Source organism: Ralstonia sp. UBA689 (assembly GCF_002298975.1).
In the GTDB taxonomy this organism is placed as follows: domain Bacteria; phylum Pseudomonadota; class Gammaproteobacteria; order Burkholderiales; family Burkholderiaceae; genus Ralstonia.
On the sequence record NZ_DBMV01000040.1, the window covers coordinates 62,233 to 81,688 of the forward strand.

The 19,456-nt window shown below is 65.2% G+C and carries 24 protein-coding genes and 1 pseudogene; 13 read left to right on the plus strand and 12 right to left on the minus strand.

Annotation, left to right across the window (positions count from 1 at the left end):
- Window positions 1-15: 15 nt before the first annotated feature.
- Window positions 16-373 (minus strand): annotated as a pseudogene (locus B4F51_RS18870) (LysR substrate-binding domain-containing protein); the annotation flags it as partial.
- Window positions 374-407: 34 nt separating this feature from the next.
- Here B4F51_RS18870 and B4F51_RS18875 point away from each other — a divergent pair.
- Window positions 408-533: a hypothetical protein gene (locus B4F51_RS18875; RefSeq protein ID WP_296227995.1), complete on the plus strand. Its 126-nt coding sequence runs from the start codon at window positions 408-410 to the stop codon at window positions 531-533.
- 24 nt (window positions 534-557) lie between these two features.
- On the opposite strand, the gene B4F51_RS18880 is transcribed toward B4F51_RS18875, so the two are convergent.
- The gene (locus B4F51_RS18880) at window positions 558-725 is read right to left on the minus strand and encodes a DUF6726 family protein (protein ID WP_296227997.1); all 168 of its coding nucleotides are present in this window, start codon (window positions 723-725) and stop codon (window positions 558-560) included.
- Window positions 726-1,175: 450 nt separating this feature from the next.
- On the opposite strand from B4F51_RS18880, the gene B4F51_RS18885 reads away from it, so the two are divergent.
- The 5 genes from B4F51_RS18885 (at window position 1,176) to B4F51_RS18905 (ending at window position 5,742) form a co-directional block, all read left to right on the plus strand.
- Entirely contained in the window at window positions 1,176-1,562 is a 387-nt protein-coding gene (locus B4F51_RS18885; RefSeq protein WP_296227999.1) for a hypothetical protein, read from the plus strand.
- A 133-nt stretch (window positions 1,563-1,695) separates the two neighbouring features.
- A complete protein-coding gene (locus B4F51_RS18890; protein ID WP_296228001.1) occupies window positions 1,696-2,010 on the plus strand; it encodes a hypothetical protein in 315 nt (104 codons plus the stop codon).
- 137 nt (window positions 2,011-2,147) lie between these two features.
- The gene (locus B4F51_RS18895; RefSeq protein ID WP_296228003.1) at window positions 2,148-2,825 is read left to right on the plus strand and encodes a DUF1345 domain-containing protein; all 678 of its coding nucleotides are present in this window, start codon (window positions 2,148-2,150) and stop codon (window positions 2,823-2,825) included.
- Entirely contained in the window at window positions 2,822-3,847 is a 1,026-nt protein-coding gene (locus tag B4F51_RS18900; RefSeq protein WP_296228005.1) for an AI-2E family transporter, read from the plus strand. The genes B4F51_RS18895 and B4F51_RS18900 overlap by 4 nt, the downstream gene beginning before the upstream one ends.
- Before the next feature lie 662 nt (window positions 3,848-4,509).
- Window positions 4,510-5,742 carry an MFS transporter gene (locus tag B4F51_RS18905; RefSeq protein WP_296228007.1) on the plus strand — a complete coding sequence of 411 codons (1,233 nt, stop codon included), beginning with the start codon at window positions 4,510-4,512 and terminating at the stop codon, window positions 5,740-5,742.
- A gap of 112 nt (window positions 5,743-5,854) precedes the next feature.
- On the opposite strand, the gene B4F51_RS18910 is transcribed toward B4F51_RS18905, so the two are convergent.
- The 4 genes from B4F51_RS18910 to B4F51_RS18925 form a co-directional block, all read right to left on the minus strand.
- A complete protein-coding gene (locus B4F51_RS18910; RefSeq protein WP_296228008.1) occupies window positions 5,855-6,415 on the minus strand; it encodes an HdeD family acid-resistance protein in 561 nt (186 codons plus the stop codon).
- Between the two features lie 197 nt (window positions 6,416-6,612).
- Complete coding sequence (locus B4F51_RS18915) at window positions 6,613-8,679, minus strand: TonB-dependent copper receptor (protein WP_296228010.1); 2,067 nt, start codon at window positions 8,677-8,679, stop codon at window positions 6,613-6,615.
- A gap of 84 nt (window positions 8,680-8,763) precedes the next feature.
- Entirely contained in the window at window positions 8,764-9,183 is a 420-nt protein-coding gene (locus tag B4F51_RS18920) for a DUF2946 family protein (protein WP_296228012.1), read from the minus strand.
- A gap of 62 nt (window positions 9,184-9,245) precedes the next feature.
- Window positions 9,246-9,875 carry a LysE family translocator gene (locus B4F51_RS18925; RefSeq protein WP_296228014.1) on the minus strand — a complete coding sequence of 210 codons (630 nt, stop codon included), beginning with the start codon at window positions 9,873-9,875 and terminating at the stop codon, window positions 9,246-9,248.
- Between the two features lie 104 nt (window positions 9,876-9,979).
- Between B4F51_RS18925 and B4F51_RS18930 the strand changes: the two genes are divergently transcribed.
- Window positions 9,980-10,846 (plus strand): LysR substrate-binding domain-containing protein, encoded by an 867-nt coding sequence (locus B4F51_RS18930; RefSeq protein ID WP_296228015.1) that lies wholly within the window; start codon window positions 9,980-9,982, stop codon window positions 10,844-10,846.
- Here B4F51_RS18930 and B4F51_RS18935 read toward each other — a convergent pair.
- Window positions 10,843-11,115 carry a hypothetical protein gene (locus B4F51_RS18935; RefSeq protein WP_296228017.1) on the minus strand — a complete coding sequence of 91 codons (273 nt, stop codon included), beginning with the start codon at window positions 11,113-11,115 and terminating at the stop codon, window positions 10,843-10,845. The genes B4F51_RS18930 and B4F51_RS18935 overlap by 4 nt on opposite strands.
- Before the next feature lie 180 nt (window positions 11,116-11,295).
- On the opposite strand from B4F51_RS18935, the gene B4F51_RS18940 reads away from it, so the two are divergent.
- Entirely contained in the window at window positions 11,296-12,417 is a 1,122-nt protein-coding gene (locus B4F51_RS18940) for a beta-ketoacyl-ACP synthase III (RefSeq protein WP_296228019.1), read from the plus strand.
- Between the two features lie 18 nt (window positions 12,418-12,435).
- On the opposite strand, the gene B4F51_RS18945 is transcribed toward B4F51_RS18940, so the two are convergent.
- The 3 genes from B4F51_RS18945 to B4F51_RS18955 are packed head-to-tail and all read right to left on the minus strand — an operon-like array spanning window position 12,436 to window position 15,282.
- A complete protein-coding gene (locus B4F51_RS18945; protein WP_296228021.1) occupies window positions 12,436-13,545 on the minus strand; it encodes an alpha/beta hydrolase family protein in 1,110 nt (369 codons plus the stop codon).
- A gap of 2 nt (window positions 13,546-13,547) precedes the next feature.
- On the minus strand, window positions 13,548-14,387 hold the full coding sequence (locus tag B4F51_RS18950) for an AraC family transcriptional regulator (protein ID WP_296228022.1): 840 nt from the start codon (window positions 14,385-14,387) through the stop codon (window positions 13,548-13,550).
- 58 nt (window positions 14,388-14,445) lie between these two features.
- On the minus strand, window positions 14,446-15,282 hold the full coding sequence (locus B4F51_RS18955; RefSeq protein ID WP_296228024.1) for a LysR family transcriptional regulator: 837 nt from the start codon (window positions 15,280-15,282) through the stop codon (window positions 14,446-14,448).
- A 102-nt stretch (window positions 15,283-15,384) separates the two neighbouring features.
- On the opposite strand from B4F51_RS18955, the gene B4F51_RS18960 reads away from it, so the two are divergent.
- On the plus strand, window positions 15,385-15,768 hold the full coding sequence (locus B4F51_RS18960; RefSeq protein WP_296228029.1) for a tautomerase family protein: 384 nt from the start codon (window positions 15,385-15,387) through the stop codon (window positions 15,766-15,768).
- Window positions 15,765-15,890 (plus strand): hypothetical protein, encoded by a 126-nt coding sequence (locus B4F51_RS18965; protein ID WP_296228030.1) that lies wholly within the window; start codon window positions 15,765-15,767, stop codon window positions 15,888-15,890. The genes B4F51_RS18960 and B4F51_RS18965 overlap by 4 nt, the downstream gene beginning before the upstream one ends.
- Here the strand turns inward: B4F51_RS18965 and B4F51_RS18970 are convergent.
- Together B4F51_RS18970 and B4F51_RS18975 are read right to left on the minus strand one after the other, a co-directional pair.
- Window positions 15,880-16,836 carry an SRPBCC family protein gene (locus tag B4F51_RS18970; RefSeq protein WP_296228142.1) on the minus strand — a complete coding sequence of 319 codons (957 nt, stop codon included), beginning with the start codon at window positions 16,834-16,836 and terminating at the stop codon, window positions 15,880-15,882. The genes B4F51_RS18965 and B4F51_RS18970 overlap by 11 nt on opposite strands.
- Window positions 16,823-17,179, minus strand: coding sequence for an ArsR/SmtB family transcription factor (locus B4F51_RS18975; RefSeq protein ID WP_296228033.1), 357 nt, complete (start codon window positions 17,177-17,179; stop codon window positions 16,823-16,825). Before B4F51_RS18975 ends, B4F51_RS18970 begins: the two co-directional genes overlap by 14 nt.
- Before the next feature lie 126 nt (window positions 17,180-17,305).
- Here B4F51_RS18975 and B4F51_RS18980 point away from each other — a divergent pair, with 126 nt between their 5' ends.
- The 3 genes from B4F51_RS18980 to B4F51_RS18990 are packed head-to-tail and all read left to right on the plus strand — an operon-like array spanning window position 17,306 to window position 19,403.
- Window positions 17,306-18,202, plus strand: coding sequence for a serine aminopeptidase domain-containing protein (locus B4F51_RS18980; RefSeq protein WP_296228034.1), 897 nt, complete (start codon window positions 17,306-17,308; stop codon window positions 18,200-18,202).
- On the plus strand, window positions 18,199-18,633 hold the full coding sequence (locus B4F51_RS18985) for a MarR family winged helix-turn-helix transcriptional regulator (protein WP_296228036.1): 435 nt from the start codon (window positions 18,199-18,201) through the stop codon (window positions 18,631-18,633). Before B4F51_RS18980 ends, B4F51_RS18985 begins: the two co-directional genes overlap by 4 nt.
- Window positions 18,630-19,403, plus strand: a complete 774-nt coding sequence (locus tag B4F51_RS18990) for an enoyl-CoA hydratase (RefSeq protein ID WP_296228038.1) — start codon at window positions 18,630-18,632, stop codon at window positions 19,401-19,403. The genes B4F51_RS18985 and B4F51_RS18990 overlap by 4 nt, the downstream gene beginning before the upstream one ends.
- Window positions 19,404-19,456 lie beyond the last annotated feature (53 nt).

The window sequence follows — 19,456 nt, forward strand, 5'->3', positions numbered from 1 at the left end:
CCACCAAACACAGCGTTAGGCGTGGCGGGTCCCTAAACGCTCGCGAAGAAACTCAATCAAGCGCTGCGTCTTCGCCGGCAGCAGCCGGGTTTCCGTGATGGCGTAAACCGGCATCGGGGTTGCCGTGCCATTCGGGCAGGTTGCGACGCAGCGCCCCGCTGGCCAGCTCATCGGTGACGATCTCCTCTGGCACCAGCATGATGCCCATGTTCAGCGTTGCCCGACGCCGGATCATGCCGACGCTGTTGAGCGTGAACCGGCCGCCCACCGGCACCGTGGCGGTTCGCTTCCCGGCGCGCAGCGTCCATGCGCTGGTCTTCAGCATGCCCAGGCATTCGTGTCGCTCCGGGTCGGCGCGTGTGCGCGGCTCGCCCAGCAAGATAAGTGACGACACGGCGCTCCGCCGCATGAAAAAGCATGGCGTCACGCTATCGAGCACGAATCAGGTCATTGCCGAACTCGCCGGCAACTGGGCCACGCCGGAGGGCTCGCAGATCGTGCAGGTCGTGATGGAGGCGCTGCAAGGCGCCTGATGCAGAGGGCGGGCCGCGCGGTACTCAGTCAATGATGTCCGCACACGCATCCGTCGGGGCGGCTGCCACGTGGCCCACCAGCGGCACCATCTTCAAGCCCGCAGAGGCCACGCGGCATGGCGCGGCCACCACGCCGCAGCCCGAAAGGACTGCGCTACCGAGTAGAGAGACAGCCAGCAGAAAGCGTTTCATCGTTGGTCGGGGCGAGGGCGAATCGGATGGGGTGGCGCAAGTGTCAAGCAGAGAATGTTGCGCAGTGTGACACAAGCGTGCCCACGAACCTGTGCGTGTTTGTATCGGGACATGACAAGCTGTGCGCCGCCGTCGGAGAATGCTGCGGTGCATGAAATGGCAACCATCCTGACCGTACTTCCTACGGGCAGATCTGGCTTTCTTCAAAAAAGTCACATCTTCGATTTGCGCAAATCAACCCGCTACGCCTGACCGTAGGCCGCTAAACCAGCTCTGATGCGGGTTTTCCCTTAATTTCACATATCGCAACAATAAATTGTCTGTCGCGACATTTATTGTCTGAATGGGCTCGCCTACGATGACTCCATCGAATGCGGCGCCGCAGCGAAAAAGTCCAAACAATCCACCGGACACTGCCCGACGCGCTGCGCCCTGACCGGAGAAGACATCATGAAAGCCCAACGCACCCTGATCGCCGCCCTGATCGCCCTGGCCACCGTGCCGGCACTGGCCGCTACGAAGTTCGACGTGTACACCCAAGGCGCAGCGCAAGCCGGCCAACGTTTCGACGTTTATACGCAAGGCGCCAAGGCGGGCGGCAAGTTCGACCCGTACACCGAAGGTGCCAAGGTTGGCGACAAGTTCGATCCGTACACCCAAGGCGCACTGGCTCGCGCGGGCAAGTTCGACACCTACACGGAAGGCGCCAAGGCCGGCAGCAAGTTTGATCCGTACACCGAAGGCGCATTGGCTCGTGCCGGCAAGTTCGATCCGTACACTGAAGGTGCCAAGGTTGGCGACAAGTTCAACACGTACACCGACGGCGCCAACGCCTGAAGCCGCCGCTGGCGCGAAGGCGCCCGCCGCATAGAATTCACAGGAACGCCCGCATTGCGCGGGCGTTTTTGCTTTGTTGCGAACCGATATATTGTCATCGCGTCTCACTAGCATGCCACGCCTGGAGGATTCGATGACCCTCGCCCGCCGCCTCATTCGCACAGCCCGTTTCAGCCTGTGCATCTCACTGGCTGCGGCAGCCACGATGCTGGCCGGCTGCGCCACCGTCACGCCCGGCCCGTTCCAGATCACCGTGCGCGACACCGATGACACCCTGCTTGAGCAATTCCAGTTCCAGGCCGGTTCGCAGAACGCGCTGGAGATCGCCATGATCGGCATGTGCCGCGTCTATCCGGATGCCGTTGTCGTTGCCGAGCAATTGTTGACGCACGAGCGCCTGCAGGAGCGCTGCAAGCGGTCGTTCGCTTCGATGCTGAAGGCGCCTTGACCGGCCTCCTGAAGCGGGCTCCGCATGGGCCCCGGTTGCTCGTTGGGCGCCCTGATCGAAGCGGCTACCATGTCGCCTCGTCGGCCGGCATTGCCGGTCTTGTTTTTCGACGGTTTGAACGCACGCAAGAGGCCAATGTGAACCCGCAGGACGAGTCTTTCCCGATCTCTCGATGGATCCCTCGCTTTGCCGCGGCGCGGCCGCGCTTGTTGCTGGCATTCGCGCTGGGCACCGTCGTCGGTGCCGTGGTGCCGGCGGGGCATGGGTGGCTCTCACGCACGTTGCTCGGCTGGGATGTCGCTGTGTGGGCGTATCTGATTCTGGTCGGCGTGATGATGCTGCGGGCCGACCCGCGCCGAATCCGAGCCGTGGCCCGGCGCGAGGATGAACGCGCAGGTGCGGTGTTGGCGGTGGTCTGCCTGGGCGTGGTGGCCAGCATGGTGGCGATTGCCTTCGAGTTGGCGACGGCCAAGTCGGCGGGGCACGCACAGGCAGCGCACTACATTTTGACGGGCGTGACGGTGATCGGCGCCTGGCTGATGGTGCCGATGATGTTCACCGTGCACTACGCGCATCTGTACTACCGCACACCCGATGTGCCGCCGTTGCAATTTCCCGATCGGGAGATCGAGCCCGATTACTGGGATTTCCTCTACTTCTCCTTTACGATCGCGGTCGCCAGCCAGACGGCCGACGTCGGCATCCGCTCGCGCGCGATGCGCCGGGCGGTGCTGGGGCAGTCGCTGCTGTCGTTCTTCTTCAATACGAGCATCCTCGCACTCTCCATCAACATCGCTGCCGGTCTGTTCTCATGACGATGCTTCCTCCCACCACGCACCCCCGCGCCATCGATACCGTCAGCTACGTGCTGGTGGCCGCCATGATTGCGGCCGTGCTGTGGCTGCACCTGCTGCCTGCTGCCATTGCCGGTTTTCTCGTCTACACGCTCGCACTCAAGCTGGAAGCGCGCCTGCGCGAGCGGCGTATGTTGTCCCAGCGCGCCAAATCCATTGCGGTGATCGGCGTGTTCATGATTGCCGCACTCATCCTGGCGGGCATCGGCCTGAGTATTGGCCGCCTGGTCGAGCGAGGCCATGGGCTCGAAGGCATGCTCACGCGCATTGTCGACGTGCTTGACCACCTGCGCGAATCGCTGCCCGCTGCCGTGGCTGACTACATTCCGCTGTCGGTGACCGAACTGCGTGTCCAACTCGTGCAGATGCTCAAGGAGCACAGCCAGCAAGTGTCGACGATCGGCATCGATGGGCTGCGCGCCAGTGCGCTGGCGCTGGTGGGGTTGATCCTCGGGGCAATGGTGGCATGGTCGGATACGCTGAATCCGATACATCACAAGCCACTGGCCGCAGCGCTGTTCAGTCGGCTGGGGAGGCTCACGGCAGCCTTCGAGGCGGTGGTGTTTGCCCAGGTAAAGATTTCTGCGCTTAACACGGCGTTGGCGGCCATCTATCTTCTGGGGGCGCTGCCGTTGTTCGGGCAGCACGTGCCGTATTCCAAGTCGCTGATCCTGCTGACTTTCGTGGCCGGGCTGATTCCGGTGGTCGGCAACCTGATCTCCAACACCGCCATCGTGCTGATGAGCGTGACGGCATCGCTGCAACTGGCGGTGGCCTCGCTTGCTTTTCTGGTGGTGGTGCACAAGCTCGAGTACTTCGTGAACGCGCGCATCATCGGCAGCCGCATCGACGCGCGCGCGTGGGAGCTGATCCTGGCATTGATCGTGATGGAAGCGCTGTTCGGCGTGGGCGGCGTGATCGCCGCCCCGGTGCTGTACGCCTACATGAAGCGTGAGTTGACGGACGCCGGGCTGATCGGCTGATGTCGTCACTCGATGGTGATACCGCCAGCGCTTCGCGCTGACGGCATCGGTAGAAAAGAGCGCGCCCTACGGGACGAGGGGCGCGCAATAACTCGCTGACCGAGAGACGTCAGCGAGCCGAGGGGCGGTACACAGGGAAGCAATCGCGGGCGACGGATGTATGGCGTTGCCAGTCAAGTCCACGGCTTCGGAGGCGACAAAGCAGCAGATGACGCGGTCGTCTAGCAAGGCCTGATAGAAGAGGTCTCCCATCGCGCGGCATAGCGTTCCCGTTAGCAGGATCTTCATCGCTCCCCTCCCATGACGGGCTGATGATGGTGTTGTTGCGCGTCGGTCGACGGTACTGGCGCGAGGGCACTGTGCAGCAGCCTGTACTGGCGAGTATAGAAAGCGTCTCCTGAGCGACCATGCTACGAACGGACGAGCCTTGCGTGCGAATATGGCTAACAGGTTAGCTACCTGCCAAGGCAAGCGGCAGGCGGGTTTGCGGGAAAAAGGGGGGTGTTTCCCGGGCGAGGCGCGCCAAGTGGGCTGACGTTTCTGCCTGGACAGCAATTTGTCTGGTTTGCGCTAATCATTGTCGAATTTGCGGTAACGAGCCTGCACGGTTTGAGAGCATGATTGAGCGCTCCTTGCTTCAATCCTCTGCACCGCAAACCATCATGCAAACCACCGCAAACGGCACGGCCGCCGCCCCCATGCAGGCCGACAAGACCGGCTTTGGCGTGATCGGCGCCATCAGCTTCGCGCACTTCCTCAACGACATGATGCAGTCGTTGATCCTGGCGATCTATCCGCTGCTCAAGGGCAACTTCCACCTGGACTTCACGCAGATCGGGCTGATCACGCTCACGTACCAGATCACGGCGTCGTTACTGCAGCCGATGGTCGGGCTCTATACCGACAAGCATCCGAAGCCGTATTCGCTGGCGGTGGGCATGGGCTTTACGCTGGTGGGGCTGTTGTTGATGTCGGTGGCGCCGGACTTCGGCACGCTGTTACTGGCGGCTGCGCTGGTGGGCACGGGCTCGTCGATCTTCCATCCGGAATCATCGCGCGTGGCGCGCATGGCCTCAGGCGGCCGGCACGGGCTGGCGCAGTCGCTATTCCAGGTGGGCGGCAACGTGGGCAGCGCGATGGGTCCGCTGCTTGCCGCGGCCATCATCATGCCGTATGGGCAGCGCAGCCTGGCGTGGTTCTCGATTGCCGCGCTCATCGCCATCTTCGTGCTGTATCACGTGGGCGGCTGGTACAAGCGTGAACGCGCTGCGGGCCACGGTCGCAAGGCAGGCGGCCGCGCGCATGGGGCGGTTAAGCTCTCGGGCGGCCAGGTGGCGTTTGCGATGACGCTGCTAGTGGTGCTGCTGTTCTCCAAGTACTTCTACCTGGCGAGCTTGAACAGCTACTACACGTTCTACCTGATCACCAAGTTCCATCTCTCTACGCAGGCGTCGCAACTGTTCCTGTTCCTCTTCCTGTTCTCGGTGGCGGTGGGCACGATCGTGGGCGGGCCGATCGGTGACCGCATCGGGCGCAAGGTGGTGATCTGGGTGTCGATCCTGGGCGTGGCGCCGTTCACGCTGCTGCTGCCGTACGCCAATCTGTTCTGGACGGCCGTGCTGACGGTCTTCATCGGGTTGGTGCTGGCTTCGGCGTTCTCAGCCATCCTCGTGTACGCGCAGGAGCTGATTCCCGGCAAGGTGGGGATGGTGTCTGGCCTGTTCTTCGGGTTTGCGTTCGGGCTGGGCGGCATCGGCGCGGCCGTGCTCGGCAAGCTGGCCGACGCGACCGACATCTACTACGTCTACCACCTGTGCTCGTTCCTGCCGCTCATTGGTCTGCTGACGGCGTTCCTGCCGGACATCGAGCGCAAGCTGCGCCCGCAGGCAGCCTGACGCATCACAGGGTGTGCTGTCTGGCGTCGGCCAGCAGCGCATCGGCCAATTGCCGGCAGGCATCTGTCCGATCACGAAAGGGCCCAGGCATGGCGTTGTCATGAGAGGTGGGTTAGGCAAACGCCCGCGCCGAACCGCTGCGCCCCCATTTGCGCACGCGAAAGGCCACGCAGATCAGCGCAATGCCCCACACGATGGCCCACGCGCCGATCCACCACAGGACGGCCAGCACGCCCGCTTCGGGTCGCCACAGCAGCCAGCCGGCCAGCAGCACGCTGGCAATGCCGCCGAGGATGAGCCACCACTCGCCGGAGAGCTCTTCACGCAAACGCACGGCCACGACGATTTGCAGCACGCCCTGCGCAAGCAGCCACGCAGCGATGTACAGCAACAACCCCAGCGCGGTCACGGCCGGGTTGAACAGTGTCAGCACGCCCACCGCCACGCCGAGCAACCCCTGCAGCAGCAGTGGCCAGCGATCCTGCCCCTTGCGCAGCCCGCCGAAAGACGTCGCCAGCAACAGGCAACCCTCCACCAGCGCGTAGGCACCGAACACCAGGATGAGCGCGGCCAGCGTGGCCGCTGGCACAACGAATGCACCGATGCCGATGGCCAGCGCGCACAGCCCGCGAAGCGCGAGCACCCACCACAACTTGGAAAGTGTATGCAGCATCAAAACACTCCTTGATGGCAAAAACAAAAAACGAAAAGCGACCGCGCGCCAGGCGCGGCGTGCGATCGCTGATGATTCCAAGGTAGTGCAGGCTGCTGCGTGCCTCAATCCATGCGAGGTGATTCTGTGCATCTGGCGGGTCACATTTGGCGAATTTCTTCGCGCAATGTGCGTGCCGCGCAATACCACACGCCGCGCTACATCTTGATGCTCACGCGTGCCCAAGCGGTACGCCCCGGCTCGGGAATCGGCGTGCTTGCCGGGAATCCGAAGCCTGCGTCGCCGGCCAGGTTCAGGTGCTCGGTGTAGGCCTTGTTCAGTACGTTGTCGATGCCCACGGCCACGCGCACGGTCTTGCTTACAGCATAGCCGGCATGCAGCGACAGCACGCCAAAGCCCGCGCTTGGCCCGAAGTCTTGGCCGACCACGTTGCCCTGGTTCAGCGCATAGCGGTGCTGCGCTGCGGCCACACGCCAAAGCCCGCCGGCTGACCACGGCCCACGCTCGTACTCCACACCCAGACGCAGATCCAGCGGCGGCATTTGCGGCAGCGGCTGGCCGGTGCTGCTGTTGCGTCCCCATGCATAGGCGAGCGCGCCGTCGATGCGCCATGCGCTATCCACGCGCCACGTGCCGCCGATCTCGCCGCCGGCAATGCGAGCATCGACGTTGGTTGCTTGCGACGTGGTGCCCATCATGCCGGGCCGGTAGTTGAACAGGATGAAGTCGTTGACCACGCCCGCATACGCCGACACCCACGCATCGAAGCGCGCGCTCTTGAACTGCGCACCCACGTCGAGCTGTGTCGTCTTCTCGGGCCGGATGGCGGAGAACGCGTTGACGGAACCCGTCGGCCCCATGCGTGGCGAGATCAGCTCCCAGTAGTCCGGAAAGCGTTCTGCATGACCGACGCCTGCATACAGCGTGGCGGGCACGCCGGACACGTCATGCTCGTAGCGGGCAAAGCCGCTGGGCAGCGTGCGCGAGCGGTCGTCGCCGGCAGTGGGGTTGGGGCGGCTGCCCATCATGCTGCTGATCGATGCGCGGTCGTCGCGGGCGCTGGCGCGGTCGATGCGCGCGCCGGCAATCACGCGCTGGTGATCGGTGGCAAACCAGGTCAGCTCGCCGAACGCGCCGGTGTTGAAGAAGCTGGCGCTCGGCACCCACGGGCGTGTGCTGTAGGAGACGATATCCGTGCCGCTGCGCGAGCGCAGGCGGCTGGTTTGCATGTCCAGGCCGGTGACGAGTTGCAGCGCATCTGCCCAACGCAGCGTGGCGGCCACGCGCCCACCTACCGTGCGGCGGCCCACGTCGGAGGCCATCGCCATCGGCATGCTGCTCATCGGGTCGGGCGTGCGCAGTGTGAAGTTGTCCATCACGTGGTCGGCATCGTTGTAGTAGACCTGCGCCTCGATGCGCTGCAGGACTTCGCCAATGTGCGATTTGTCAAAGCGCAGGCCGACGCTTTCGCGGCGGAAGTGCACGCCGTCCATGCCGCGCCCGGCGTAGCGCGCGTAGCCGTCGCCGGTGCCGGCGGTCAGTTCCAGGCGTGTGTGGTCGTCGGGCGTGAGACCGAGGGCGGTGTCGACGTTCCACTTGTCCCATTGCGAGGGGATGGTGTTGCCGTTGCCGTCTTTGTAGTCCTGCTGGTGCGCGTGGTTGGTGGTGATGCGTGCATACGCGTCGGGTGTGCCGGCGGTGAAGTCGGCGTTCTGGTCGTTGCGGCCGAACGAGCCGCCGACCACGCTGCCGTCAAAGCGCGTGCCCGGCTCGGTAAAGCGCTTGGTGTTGCGCTCGAACAGGATGGTGCCCGCCGAGCCGACCGGCCCGTAGATCACGGATTCCGGCCCCTTGATCACGGTGAGCTTGTCGTAGCTCTCGGGCGCGATGTACGAAGTGGGCGCATCCATGCGGCCGGGACAGGCGCCTAGCATGGTGGTGCCGTTGGTGAGGATATTCAGCCGCGAGCCGAACATGCCGCGCAAGACCGGGTCGCCATTCGTGCCGCCGCTGCGGATGGCGGAAAAGCCCGGAATGGTCTTGAGGTAGTCGGTGCCGTCGCTGGCGGGCAGCGGCTGGCGCGGCGATTTCGGATCGGTAACGATGGTCAGCGGCGATGACGGCGCGGGCGCAATCACCATCGTCGTCGACAGGTCGAACACAGGTGGGTTGGGCTCAGCCGCATGGGCGGCAGAGATGGACAACAGCAAGGCAACCGCCAGGGCAACGGCGTGCGGGCCGGTGTGTGGGTGATCCAGCATCATGAGAAATCAGAAATCGAAGACGAAAAGGGTGAAGCCCGCCACCGCGGTTGCGGGGCGGGTGAAGATGTCTTGAGATGGAGCGGATCAGCCCAGAGGCGGGCCGCGGGCGCGCCGTTGCGGCGCAGGTGTGGCGATGGGCGGTGCGAGGACATCCGCCGCATTGACGCTGCCGAGCAGAGCGGGCGCGTTGGGTGGAGCGATGTCGAGCGCGGGCGCGATGTCCGCCACGACAATGCACGCGCCGCAGCACGCAGGCGCCGACATCGATTGTTCGACGCGCTTGCGCTCGCCCGGATCGGACAGCGGGATGATCATCACGCCCGTGCCGTGCGCCGAGCACAGCGTCACGGGCAACTGCTCGGCGCGCGCCAGGGCGGCATGCGCCAGCGGCATCCATGCAGCCGCCAGCAGGTAGGCCCACAGCAGCACCCACGCAGCCGCACGCCCACCGGCAAGACGCAGGCAGGGCGCTGGTTTCCAGGCGGGGTGACGACGGGCAGGCATCGCGCGAGGATACTGCCTGCTCAGTCACCCGCGCCGCGCTGCGACGCCGTGCCGCAGCTCGCTTACGCGATTCGCGCCAGCCCCAAGGCCAAGCCCAGCCCGATCAGAATGACGCCGATCACGCGATCGACCATCCGTTGCCGCGCCAAGAGCGAGCGCCGCAGCACGCCCGACGCAAACATCGTTGCCACCAGTGCGAACCACGCCGCGTGCGCCGCCGACATGAACAGCCCGTAGCCGAACTGCGCGGCCAGCGGCGTGCCCGGATGGACGACCTGCGTGTAGGTGCTGACGACGAACAGCGTCGTTTTTGGATTCAGCGCGTTGGTGAGGAAACCCATGCGCAGGGCCGCAGAGGTGGGCAGCGCGCGGTCGCCTGCGTTGTCACGAATCACCTCGCCGCCCGACGGCAGCACCTTGGCCGACAACGTCTTCCAACCGATCCACACCAGATATGCCGCGCCGACCAGCTTGATGCCATGTAAGAGCGTCGGCGCATGCGCAATCAGCAGCCCCACCCCGAACATTGTGTAGAACACGTGCACCTGCACGCCCAGCGCAATGCCAAGTGCGCACAGCACGCCGGCGCGCCGGCCATAGAGCAGGCTGTTGCGCGTGACCATGGCGAAATCTGCGCCGGGGCTGACGACGGCCAGGATGGTGATGACGGCAACGGCAAGGAGTTCGGCCATGTCGGGCACTCGAAAGGCGAAGTGGAGATGCGCCGATTCTGGGTGAGCCGAGCCCCGTTGAAAATCGATTTATGATGCCGTTTTTCCGTGAGAAAAACTGACAGATGGAGCTCCCTCCGCTCAATACCTTGCGCGTGTTCGAGGCGGCGGCACGGCACGGCAGCTTCGTGCGCGCGGCGCAGGAACTGCATGTGACACATGGCGCTGTCAGCCGCCAGATCAGGTTGCTGGAAGAGTCGCTGTGTGTTGCCCTGTTTGAGCGGCGCAACCGGGCGGTTTTCCTGACAGCGGCCGGCGAGCAGCTACGCGCGGCAGCGGCTGATGCGTTCTCCATTCTCACGGATAGCATTGACCGGATTGCCCGTCGTGCCACGTCTTCTGCGCTGGTCGTCTCATGCGAGCCGACGCTGGCGATGCGCTGGCTGATCCCGCGTCTGTCGCGTTTCCAGGCGCGGCATCCGTCCATTCAGGTGCACCTGTTTGCGGCCGGCGGCCCGATCGATCTTGCGCGTACCGGCGTGGATGTGGCCTTGCGCCGCAATGACTTTGCGTGGCCCGCGCACTTGCATGCCGAACCGATCTGCGAGGAATGGATCGGACCCGTGCATGCGCCGCAAGCGGACGCCGCCGCGCGCCGCCGGTTGCTGCACACGGCCACGCGGCCTGACGCCTGGCAAACATGGTGGCGCGTCAGCGGAGCACCGCGCCCGCGCGGGCGGCTGCCTGAGGCACGCTACGAACATTTCTACTTGAGCTTGCAGGCTGCCCTGGCCGGACAGGGCACCGCCATCGCCTCGAAGTTGATGGCGGGGGATGATCTGAAGGACGGGCGCTTGATGGCGCCGGACGGGTTTCGGCGCGATGGTTCAGCGTATTACCTGCTGGCGAACACGCCAATTGCGCCGGACAGCCCAGCCGGCGCGTGGCTTGCCTGGCTATGCGAGGAAACGGCTGCAACCCTGGCGGGCTAGGCAGCGGCGTGCCGGCCCGCGCCCAGGATGCCGCGGATGGTCGCGAGGTATGCCTCGCCCACGGCACGGTTGAGCGGCCGCGTGCGTGAGGTACGCTGGCGCGGCGGCGGCGTCACCCCCAGTGCACGACACACCTCCGATGCATATGGCCGGCCGCGCCCCTCCATGCGCATTACGACTTCGCACAGCGCTTGGTCACCCAGGCGATTACGCAGCCAGGCCACGGTTTGGCGGTCGTATTCGTTTTCGATGCGGATCAGGTCGTCCATGGTGAATGCTGTATATATTTACAGTACCTGTAAATATATACAGTTATTCATGGATTTCAAGATCGTTGTTTCGGTGGCTGCGCGGGAGCGGACTAGATGTAAGCGACAAGATGCCCCTTGGCCGCGCGGCGGGCCCGATGTGCTATCGTCCCCGCCACACAAATTTCACGAATACCGGGTATGCACGACGTTGTCATCAGCGGCACGGGCCTGTGGGTCGCGCCGGAGGTCATCACCAACGAGGAACTGGTTGCTTCCTTCAACGCTTACGCTCAGCGCTACAACGAGCAGCATGCGGCAGCCATTGCCGCCGGTGAGCTGGCGCCGCTGTCGGAATCGTCGGCGGAGTTCATCGAGAAGGCTTCGGGTATCCGCCAGCGCTACGTGATCGAGAAGAACGGCGTGCTGGACCCGACGCGCATGCGTCCGCGCCTGACGCAACGGCCGGACGATGCGCTTTCGCTGCAGGCCGAGATCGGTGTGAAGGCTGCCCGCGACGCACTGGCAGCCGCTGGCCGCAACGCCAGCGAGATCGACATGCTGATCTGCGCGACCTCGAACTTCCAGCGCCCGTATCCGGCACTGGCCGTCGAGATCCAGAACGGCATCGGCGCGGGCGGCTACGGGTTCGACATGAATGTCGCTTGCTCGTCGGCCACCTTCGGGTTGGAGCAGGCCATCAACGCAGTGCGCTCCGGCACCGCCCGCGCCGCGCTGGTGGTGAGCCCCGAGATCACCTCCGGCCACCTGGACTGGAAAGACCGCGACTGCCACTTCATCTTTGGCGATGTGTGCACGGCGGTGCTGGTCGAGCGCGCGGAGGACACCCGCTCGGCCGACGCCTGGCGTGTGCTTGGCACCAAGTGTGCGACCAGCTTCTCGAACAACATCCGCAACAACGCCGGCTACCTCTCGCGCTGCGAAGACCGCAACCCCGACGATCGCGATCAGCTCTTCCGCCAGGAGGGCCGCAAGGTCTTCAAGGAGGTCTGCCCGATGGCTGCGGAGCACATTGCCAGCCATTTGCAGCAACTGGGCCATGCGCCCGGCGGCGTGCGCCGTTTCTGGCTGCACCAGGCCAACCTGGCGATGAACCAGCTGATCGGTAGGCGCCTGCTCGGTCATGAAGCTTCGGCTGACGAGGCGCCGGTCATCCTGGATGAATTCGCCAACACGGCATCGGCGGGTTCGATCATCGCGTTCCATCGCCACCGGGCGGACCTGAAGTCGGGTGACGTCGGGCTGATCTGCTCGTTCGGTGCGGGTTATTCCATCGGCAGCGTGGCTGTTCAGAAGCAGTGATCGATCGGCGGGCGACGCTCAGGCCCTGGTGCCCAGCGTTGCCCGAAAGAAGTCCAGCGCACGCCGGATGGCCTGCGCATGCACAGCATCACGGTCCACGCCGGGGTTGTCCTGGCACAGCAGCGGCAGGTGCGGTATCGCGCCGGGCAGGCAGGTGTCTAGGAACGTGTAGTGCGAGGCGCCCGGCACCAGCAGGAGATCCGCCTTCGGCAGCAGGCCGGCGATGCGGCGCGCATTGGTGTCGACCGGAACCGTCACATCGGCGTCACCGGCCATCAGCGAGATGGGGAGGGTGATGTTGCCGAGCGAGATCTCGTCCATCGCCATGCCCAGCGCTGGCGCGATGGCGAAGACTGCCTTGATGCGCGTATCTCTGTAGGATGCGCCAGCGCGGGCAAGCGAGGCCTCTGTTTGTGGCGTCTTCGATGCGTTGGGCTGCGGGCCGGTCTGCACGCGGCGCATCTCCGGTGGATGACAGATCGCATCGGCCTGCAGCGAGCCGCAAAACGCCTCGAACGCCGGCACATTGGTGCGTGCGCCGGCCAGTTCCAGCACCGTGTAGCCCCCCAATGAAAAACCCACCGCGCCGATGCGCTCCCGGTCAACATGCGCGCCGAGCGCCGGATCGGCGAGCATGCCGTCGAGGACTTCGCTCACATCCGTTGCGCGTTCCCACCACAGCATGAAGCCGTCGTGCGTGAGGGGCTCCAGCGCATTGTTGCCGGGGTGGTTCACGCCCGCGACGATATAGCCCTGCGCAGCCAACGCGGCGGCCAGCCAGTCGAGGCTGTCGGCGGTGCCGCCTGTGCCGTGCGAGAGCAGCAGCAGCGGGTAGGTGGACTGTGCACTTGCCAGCGGCGCATCACCCGCAGACGGATGCCCGCGGAACGTCGGCCGGCTCGGCTCGCCGATGTTGTGCGGCGCTTCAGGGACAGAGGCATCCACCGGATACCAGAGGTTGGTGACGAGCGCTTCGGTGCGTGCGCCGCGCCAATGCCGTTCGACCTGCGAGTGGAACACGCGGGAAGTTTCGCCCACGTGGTACGGCGCGGCGGGCGCAGGCTCCGCCGCGCTGGCGGCGCCCACGACAAGCGCCGCCAGCGTGGCGGCAAAGTAGCGACGCAGCATCTCTACTCCTTGCGGATGGGAATCATCAGATCGGTCACGCAGGCGCGCGGCAGCCGGTGGCGCGCCGGGCTTCGATACAGCTCCAGCGTCGGTCGGTCGTCCGGCTCGAATCCGTAGCTGGCCAGGCAACCTCCGTATAGCGCCTGCATGGTCGGCGCGATCAGCGCGTAGGGGCCGATGAGCCGATGCGAGGCATAGAGGCCGCCTTCCACGCGCATCGGCTGCAGTTGGCCCGTGATCGCGCGCGGTGTGTCGAGGATGGCACCCGCGAAGTATTCGAACGAGCCCGGCGTTTCCGGATCGCCGTAGCAGATACCGATGCGGTCGGGCGCGTCTGTCGACGTGCTGTCGATGCCGAGCGCCTGCCACAGCGCGATGAAGGTCTGGCGGATGGTCGCGACCGGGCCTTCGTGGCGCAGGCACAGTGCGTTCAGCGGCGGCTGTTCGATCAACTCGATCGGCGGCAGGCTGGCGGCATCCGCGGTCGGCACGGTGAGTTCCTGCTGGCGGGTCTGGAAGGCGCGCGGACTCACGCCCGTGAATTCGCGAAAAGCCCTTGCGAAGGCTTGCGGGCTGCCGTAGCCGACGTTGAGCGCGACGTCGGTCACGGAATCCTCGGCCCAGCTCAGGTGCCTGGCGGCCTGCGCCAGCCGCACGCGCTGGACGGTCTCGAACACGCCTTCTCCCGTGAGCGCACGGTAGATGCGGTGAAAGTGAAACGGCGACAGGTGCGCGACCGCCGCCAGGCTCTGCACCGTGTGCGGGGCGGCGGGGTCGGCCAGGATCGCCTCGATCACGCGGGCGATGCGGCGGTGGTAGTCGCGTTCTGTGCGGGGTTTCATGCTGCACAGCATAGACGCCCGGCATGTGGCGCGCGGTGCAGCAATTGCGAAATTGCGGCTAACGTCCCGCCGTAGCGCGCAGCGTAGAGGCGAAGGTGCGCAGTGCCTTCTTCGCGATCGGATCGGCCAGCCGGGAGTGCAGCACCACGCTGCGCGCGGGCAATGGCGGCAGGCCGAACGATTCGCCCACGTCAACGGTACCGGGGGGCGCCACGCGCCGGCTGAGTGCCGCCACGGCCGCGCCAATCGTCGCCACGCCGCCGCCCACGAACACCTCCTGCCAGGCGATGTGGGCGGCTTCCAACGTGGCCACCGCCATCTGTCGTACGCGGCACGTCTCGGCCTGATTGGCCAGGCGTATCGGCTCGCCAGCGCGGTGCTCGAAGTCAGGCGATGCCATCCAGCCGAATGGCTCTTCCATCAGCACGTCGCCGTCGCTGCGCCGGTGGTCGTGGCGCAGCACGATGGCTGCATCCAGTGCGCCGTTCTCAAAGATGTCGAGAATCTCCCACGAACTGGCGATGCGGATTTCCAGCGTCAGCCCCGGCTCTGCACGGCCCATCTGACGCAGCAGGTGCGGCAGTTCCGCGCCGACGATGTGATGGCTCATGCCAACCGACAGCCGCCGCTGCTCCGTGCCGAATGCGCCGAGCGCATCTTCATGCGCAGCCACCAGTTCGCGCGCCCGCACGAGGAACGCCGCGCCATCTTGCGACAGTCGCACGAGGCGCGGCGTGCGTTCCAGCAGGCGGTGGCCCAACGCATCTTCCAGCCGCTTGATCTTCAGGCTCACGGCCGATTGCGTGGAATCCATCGCCTCGGCCGCGCGCGTGAAGCTCTTGAGGTCGGCAGTTAGCACAAAGGCCTGGACGGCCTCCAGGTCCAACATCTTCATGGCTCAATCATTGAAAAATCGAATGATTGAAATATCTTAGGGTGGCTTTTATGAATGATCAAAGGAGAGCATGCTGCCACCATCCAACCCACGGAGTTCACCATGCCTCTGGTTCAAGTGTCGCTACGGCGGGGCAAGCCTGCTGCGTATCACCAGGCCATTTTCGATGGCGTCTATCGCGCCATGCGCGAGACCTTCAATGTGCCGGAAGACGACCGCTTCATGACGCTCACCGAGCACGATGCCAGCACCTTCAGCGTCAGCCCGACCTACTTCGGCATCGCACGCAGTGACGATACGGTCATCCTCCAGATCACCGCCAACAACACGCGCAACCTTGAGCAGAAGCAGGCGCTCTATCGCCGCATTGTCGAGCTGCTGCGCGAGAGCCCCGGCGTGCGGCCGGAAGACGTATTCATCAATCTGGTGGAGGTGCTGCCCGAGAACTGGTCGTTCGGCAACGGCCTTGCGCAGTACGCAAAATGACGCCGCGCCAGGCGCTCATCGCGCACCTGGGCGGCGTGTTGTGGGCGGCCACGCTCATCGTGGGCCTGGCGTTCACGCTGGCGATGGCGGTGCGCGATGTGCTTCCAATGCTCAGTCCTTGAGCGAGTCGCCCAGCGCATCAAGCAGGAACTGCGTGCCGCGCTCGCGCGAACCTGCATCGTCGTAGCCGTCAAGAAAGGCGCCTTGCTCGGTCATGACGAGGCGCGTGCCGTTGCCCGCTGGTTTCAGCTCCAGCGTGGCGAGCGAGGCGGAGATCTTGCGCTCGTCCAGATGCATCACATACGAATACACGACGCGCTCGTCGGGAATGACGTCGTGATACGTCGCCTCGAAGCTCGACACGACGCCGCTGTCCCACCGGCCCTTGACGACTTCGCGGCCGCCGGGGCGGGCGTCCATCTCGCGCACGAGCAGAGTGTAGCCGCTGCCGCCGGCAAACCACTTGGCCTTGGCGGCCGGATCGGTCAGCGCTGTGAACACGCGCGAGCGAGGGGCATCGTACGTGCGCTCGACGGTAAAGGCGGCATGCACGACGGAGCGCTTGGTGTCGGCCGTGACCGGCATGCTCGCCGCCACGCGTTCGAGCCTGTCCAGCGTCTGCTTCCAGCCTTCCGGCGCGCCCTGGATCATCTGTTCGGCAATCGGCGCGAGCGGCGTGTGGGTCTGCGTGACTTCCATGCGCGTGCCGCCGCACTCTTCAGCAAACGTGACGACGGTGTGGGCATGCATCAGTGGGCGGTTGTCGGCGTCCACTACGTTCATGTCGATCACCAGGCGCGCGTTGGGCACGATCTCGACAAAGTGGCCGCGCGACCAATGGTCTTGCCCTTCCGGCGAGCGCATGCACACGTCAAACGCACCGCCCACGCGGAATTCGACCTTGGCATCGGGCACCGTGAAGTGCGCGGGGCAGAACCAGCGCTTGATGTGCTCGGCGGTGCTCCACGCCTGGAAGACCCAGTCGCGCGAGACGGGAAACGTGCGGGAAATCACGAGCGGGCGCAGTTGCGCTCGCGTAGGGGTTGCTGAGGTATCAGCGATTGTCATCATGCGGGTCTCCTTCGGCTTTGAGGGTTTCCAGATAGGCGCCAAGGCGGTCGAAGTGCTGTTCCCACTCCAGGCGTCGTTGGTTGATCCACTGCTCGGCCAGGCTCAGGGCCTGTGGCTCGATGCGGCATGTGCGCACGCGGCCGACTTTTTCGCTGCGCACGAGGCCCGAGCTTTCCAGCACTGCCAGGTGCTGCATCACGGCCGGCAGCGACATGTCGAGCGGCCGCGCAAGTTCGCTCACGGAAGCAGGGCCGCGCACGAGTTGGGCCAGCATGGCGCGCCGATTGCCATCAGCCAGCGCCTGGAAGGCCAGATCGAGAGAAATGTCATGGTTAAGCATGTTGTTAACTATAGCGACTCTGAATAGTTAAGCAAGTCCTTTATCTTTTGGTCGTTGACATACCGATTTACTTCGCATACAAAGTAAATATATTTCGCATACGAAATAAAAAATCAAGCCGAACCGATGGATAACTCCCTTCAAACCATTTCCGCCACTGACGGCTACCCCCTGGGTGCCAAGTTGTGGACCGCTGTCGGCACACCGCAGGGCGTGGTGGTCATGCACCCGGCCACGGGTGTGCCGCAGCGGATCTACCAGGTGTTTGCACAGCATCTCGCGGGACGCGGCTTTCATGCCATCACGTACGACTACCGCGGTATCGGCGCATCGCGGCCGAACAGTCTGCGCGGCTTTGCCGCGCGCATGCGCGATTGGATGCTGCTCGACGCCGAGGGCGTCACGCGCTGGGCGCGGGGGCGCTATCCGGAGCTGCCGCAACTGGCGGTCGGGCACTCGGTGGGCGGTCACGCCATCGGCATGTGCAGTGCGGGCTGGGGTTTGGCCGGCGCCGTGCTGGTGGCTTCGCACACGGGCAACTCGCGCTTTATCCGCCAGCGGGGCGAGCGCTGGCGCGTCGAGTTGATCCTGCGCGTTGTCGGTCCCGCGATGGCACGGCTGATCGGCTACGTGCCCGGCAAGCGGATGGGGCTGGGTGAAGATCTGCCGGGCGGCGTGGCCATCGAATGGGGCGCCTGGGGCGGCATGCAACGCTACTTTTTCGACGACCCCACGCTGGGGGCCGTCGAGCGCTTCAACCGCGTGACGAACCCGGTGCTCGTCTACGGCTTTGATGACGACCCGTGGGCCACGCCACCCGCCATCAATGCGCTGACGACCCACTTCACCAGCACCTGGGTCGAGCGCCGCCAGATTGCGCCGGCAGAGGCGGGCGGGGCCGTCGGGCACATGGGCTTTTTCCGCCCGCAGTTTGCCGAGACGTTGTGGCCCGGCCTGACCAACTGGCTCAGCGAGCGCGCCGCCGCCACGCGTGTCTCCGAGGCCGCGGAGGTGGCCGCATGACCGCACCCGAGCGCCGCCTCGTCTATCTGCTCAGCGTCGGGCAGCGCCGCCTGCAGCGCTGGGTCCAGACCCGCACCGGCGAGGGCGTGACGGCCGCGCAGTCCGGCCTGCTGTTCTTCCTTGAAAAGAATGACGGTGCATTGATGCGCGAGGCCGGTGCCGCGCTCGACCTTGGCCCCTCCGCCATGAGCGGCCTGGTTGACCGGAGCGCCGATGCCGGCCTGATCGAGCGCCGCCCCGACGCCAACGACGGCCGCGCATGGCAGCTCTGGCTAACGCCCGCCGGCCGCGCAGCGTTGGCCGAAACCCGCATCGGCCTGGCCGAACTCAACGCGCGCTTGACCGATGGCTTTACCGACGCCGAGATCGACGTCGTTGCGCGCTGGCTGGCCAGCCTGCAGACCAAGTTCCCCACAGGAGACGAGCAATGAGCGAACACATCCAGAGTCATCAGGCCGATGGCGTGCTGACCCTCACGCTGGCACGCGCCGACAAGAAGAACGCCATCACCGATGCCATGTACGGCGCGCTGGCCGATGCGCTGGACGCCGCTGAGCGCGATAACACCGTGCGCGTGGTGCTGCTGCGTGCCGAGGGCGATATGTTCTCGGCCGGCAACGACATCGGCGAGTTTGCCGCCGTGGCCATGTCCGGTGGGGGTGGGGAGCGCAACGTCATCCGCTTCCTGCATGCGTTGGCGCGCGCCACGCGTCCGCTGGTGGCGGCGGTGCAGGGCCGCGCGGTGGGCATCGGCACCACCATGCTGCTGCATTGCGACTTTGTTCTGCTGGCAGACAACGCACAGCTCTCCACGCCATTTGTCAACCTGGCGCTGGTGCCGGAGGCGGCATCGAGTCTGTTGATGCCCGCGCGGCTAGGCCACGTGCGTGCGTTCGAAATGTTCGCGCTGGGTAATGCGGTGAGCGCGCAGTCGGCGCTTGCGTGGGGCCTGGCCAATCGTGTGGTGCCGCTCGACAAGCTCGCCGACGAGGCGCTGGCGATTGCGCAGCGCCTCGCGCGCCAACCGCTCGGCGCGCTCACGGCCACGAAGCGGTTGATGCGCGATGCGGAGCTGCTCAAGCAGCAGATGGATGCGGAGTCCGTCTGCTTTGCCCAGCGCCTGAAATCCCCCGAGGCGCATGAAGCCTTCAGGGCGTTCGTCGATCGACGGCCGCCCAATTTCAACGCCGTGGCGCACTGAGCGCGGCGGTGTCTCCTTCGGCGGCCCTGGTTCGGCCGCTTTTTTTCTTTGTT

Bases quoted from the DNA above. Each gene is read 5' to 3' on its own strand.
- B4F51_RS18950 (WP_296228022.1), bottom strand. From the start codon at position 14,387: ATGAAACCCCGCACAGAACGCGACTACCACCGCCGCATCGCCCGCGTG.
- B4F51_RS18990 (WP_296228038.1), top strand. From the start codon at position 18,630: ATGAGCGAACACATCCAGAGTCATCAGGCCGATGGCGTGCTGACCCTC.
- B4F51_RS18890 (WP_296228001.1), top strand. From the start codon at position 1,696: ATGACCCTCGCCCGCCGCCTCATTCGCACAGCCCGTTTCAGCCTGTGC.
- B4F51_RS18940 (WP_296228019.1), top strand. From the start codon at position 11,296: ATGCACGACGTTGTCATCAGCGGCACGGGCCTGTGGGTCGCGCCGGAG.
- B4F51_RS18985 (WP_296228036.1), top strand. From the start codon at position 18,199: ATGACCGCACCCGAGCGCCGCCTCGTCTATCTGCTCAGCGTCGGGCAG.
- B4F51_RS18980 (WP_296228034.1), top strand. From the start codon at position 17,306: ATGGATAACTCCCTTCAAACCATTTCCGCCACTGACGGCTACCCCCTG.
- B4F51_RS18945 (WP_296228021.1), bottom strand. From the start codon at position 13,545: ATGCTGCGTCGCTACTTTGCCGCCACGCTGGCGGCGCTTGTCGTGGGC.
- B4F51_RS18975 (WP_296228033.1), bottom strand. From the start codon at position 17,179: ATGCTTAACCATGACATTTCTCTCGATCTGGCCTTCCAGGCGCTGGCT.
- B4F51_RS18955 (WP_296228024.1), bottom strand. From the start codon at position 15,282: ATGAAGATGTTGGACCTGGAGGCCGTCCAGGCCTTTGTGCTAACTGCC.
- B4F51_RS18930 (WP_296228015.1), top strand. From the start codon at position 9,980: ATGGAGCTCCCTCCGCTCAATACCTTGCGCGTGTTCGAGGCGGCGGCA.
- B4F51_RS18915 (WP_296228010.1), bottom strand. From the start codon at position 8,679: ATGATGCTGGATCACCCACACACCGGCCCGCACGCCGTTGCCCTGGCG.
- B4F51_RS18880 (WP_296227997.1), bottom strand. From the start codon at position 725: ATGAAACGCTTTCTGCTGGCTGTCTCTCTACTCGGTAGCGCAGTCCTT.
- B4F51_RS18960 (WP_296228029.1), top strand. From the start codon at position 15,385: ATGCCTCTGGTTCAAGTGTCGCTACGGCGGGGCAAGCCTGCTGCGTAT.
- B4F51_RS18925 (WP_296228014.1), bottom strand. From the start codon at position 9,875: ATGGCCGAACTCCTTGCCGTTGCCGTCATCACCATCCTGGCCGTCGTC.
- B4F51_RS18875 (WP_296227995.1), top strand. From the start codon at position 408: ATGAAAAAGCATGGCGTCACGCTATCGAGCACGAATCAGGTCATTGCC.
- B4F51_RS18935 (WP_296228017.1), bottom strand. From the start codon at position 11,115: ATGGACGACCTGATCCGCATCGAAAACGAATACGACCGCCAAACCGTG.
- B4F51_RS18905 (WP_296228007.1), top strand. From the start codon at position 4,510: ATGCAAACCACCGCAAACGGCACGGCCGCCGCCCCCATGCAGGCCGAC.
- B4F51_RS18900 (WP_296228005.1), top strand. From the start codon at position 2,822: ATGACGATGCTTCCTCCCACCACGCACCCCCGCGCCATCGATACCGTC.
- B4F51_RS18885 (WP_296227999.1), top strand. From the start codon at position 1,176: ATGAAAGCCCAACGCACCCTGATCGCCGCCCTGATCGCCCTGGCCACC.
- B4F51_RS18910 (WP_296228008.1), bottom strand. From the start codon at position 6,415: ATGCTGCATACACTTTCCAAGTTGTGGTGGGTGCTCGCGCTTCGCGGG.
- B4F51_RS18970 (WP_296228142.1), bottom strand. From the start codon at position 16,836: ATGACAATCGCTGATACCTCAGCAACCCCTACGCGAGCGCAACTGCGC.
- B4F51_RS18920 (WP_296228012.1), bottom strand. From the start codon at position 9,183: ATGCCTGCCCGTCGTCACCCCGCCTGGAAACCAGCGCCCTGCCTGCGT.
- B4F51_RS18965 (WP_296228030.1), top strand. From the start codon at position 15,765: ATGACGCCGCGCCAGGCGCTCATCGCGCACCTGGGCGGCGTGTTGTGG.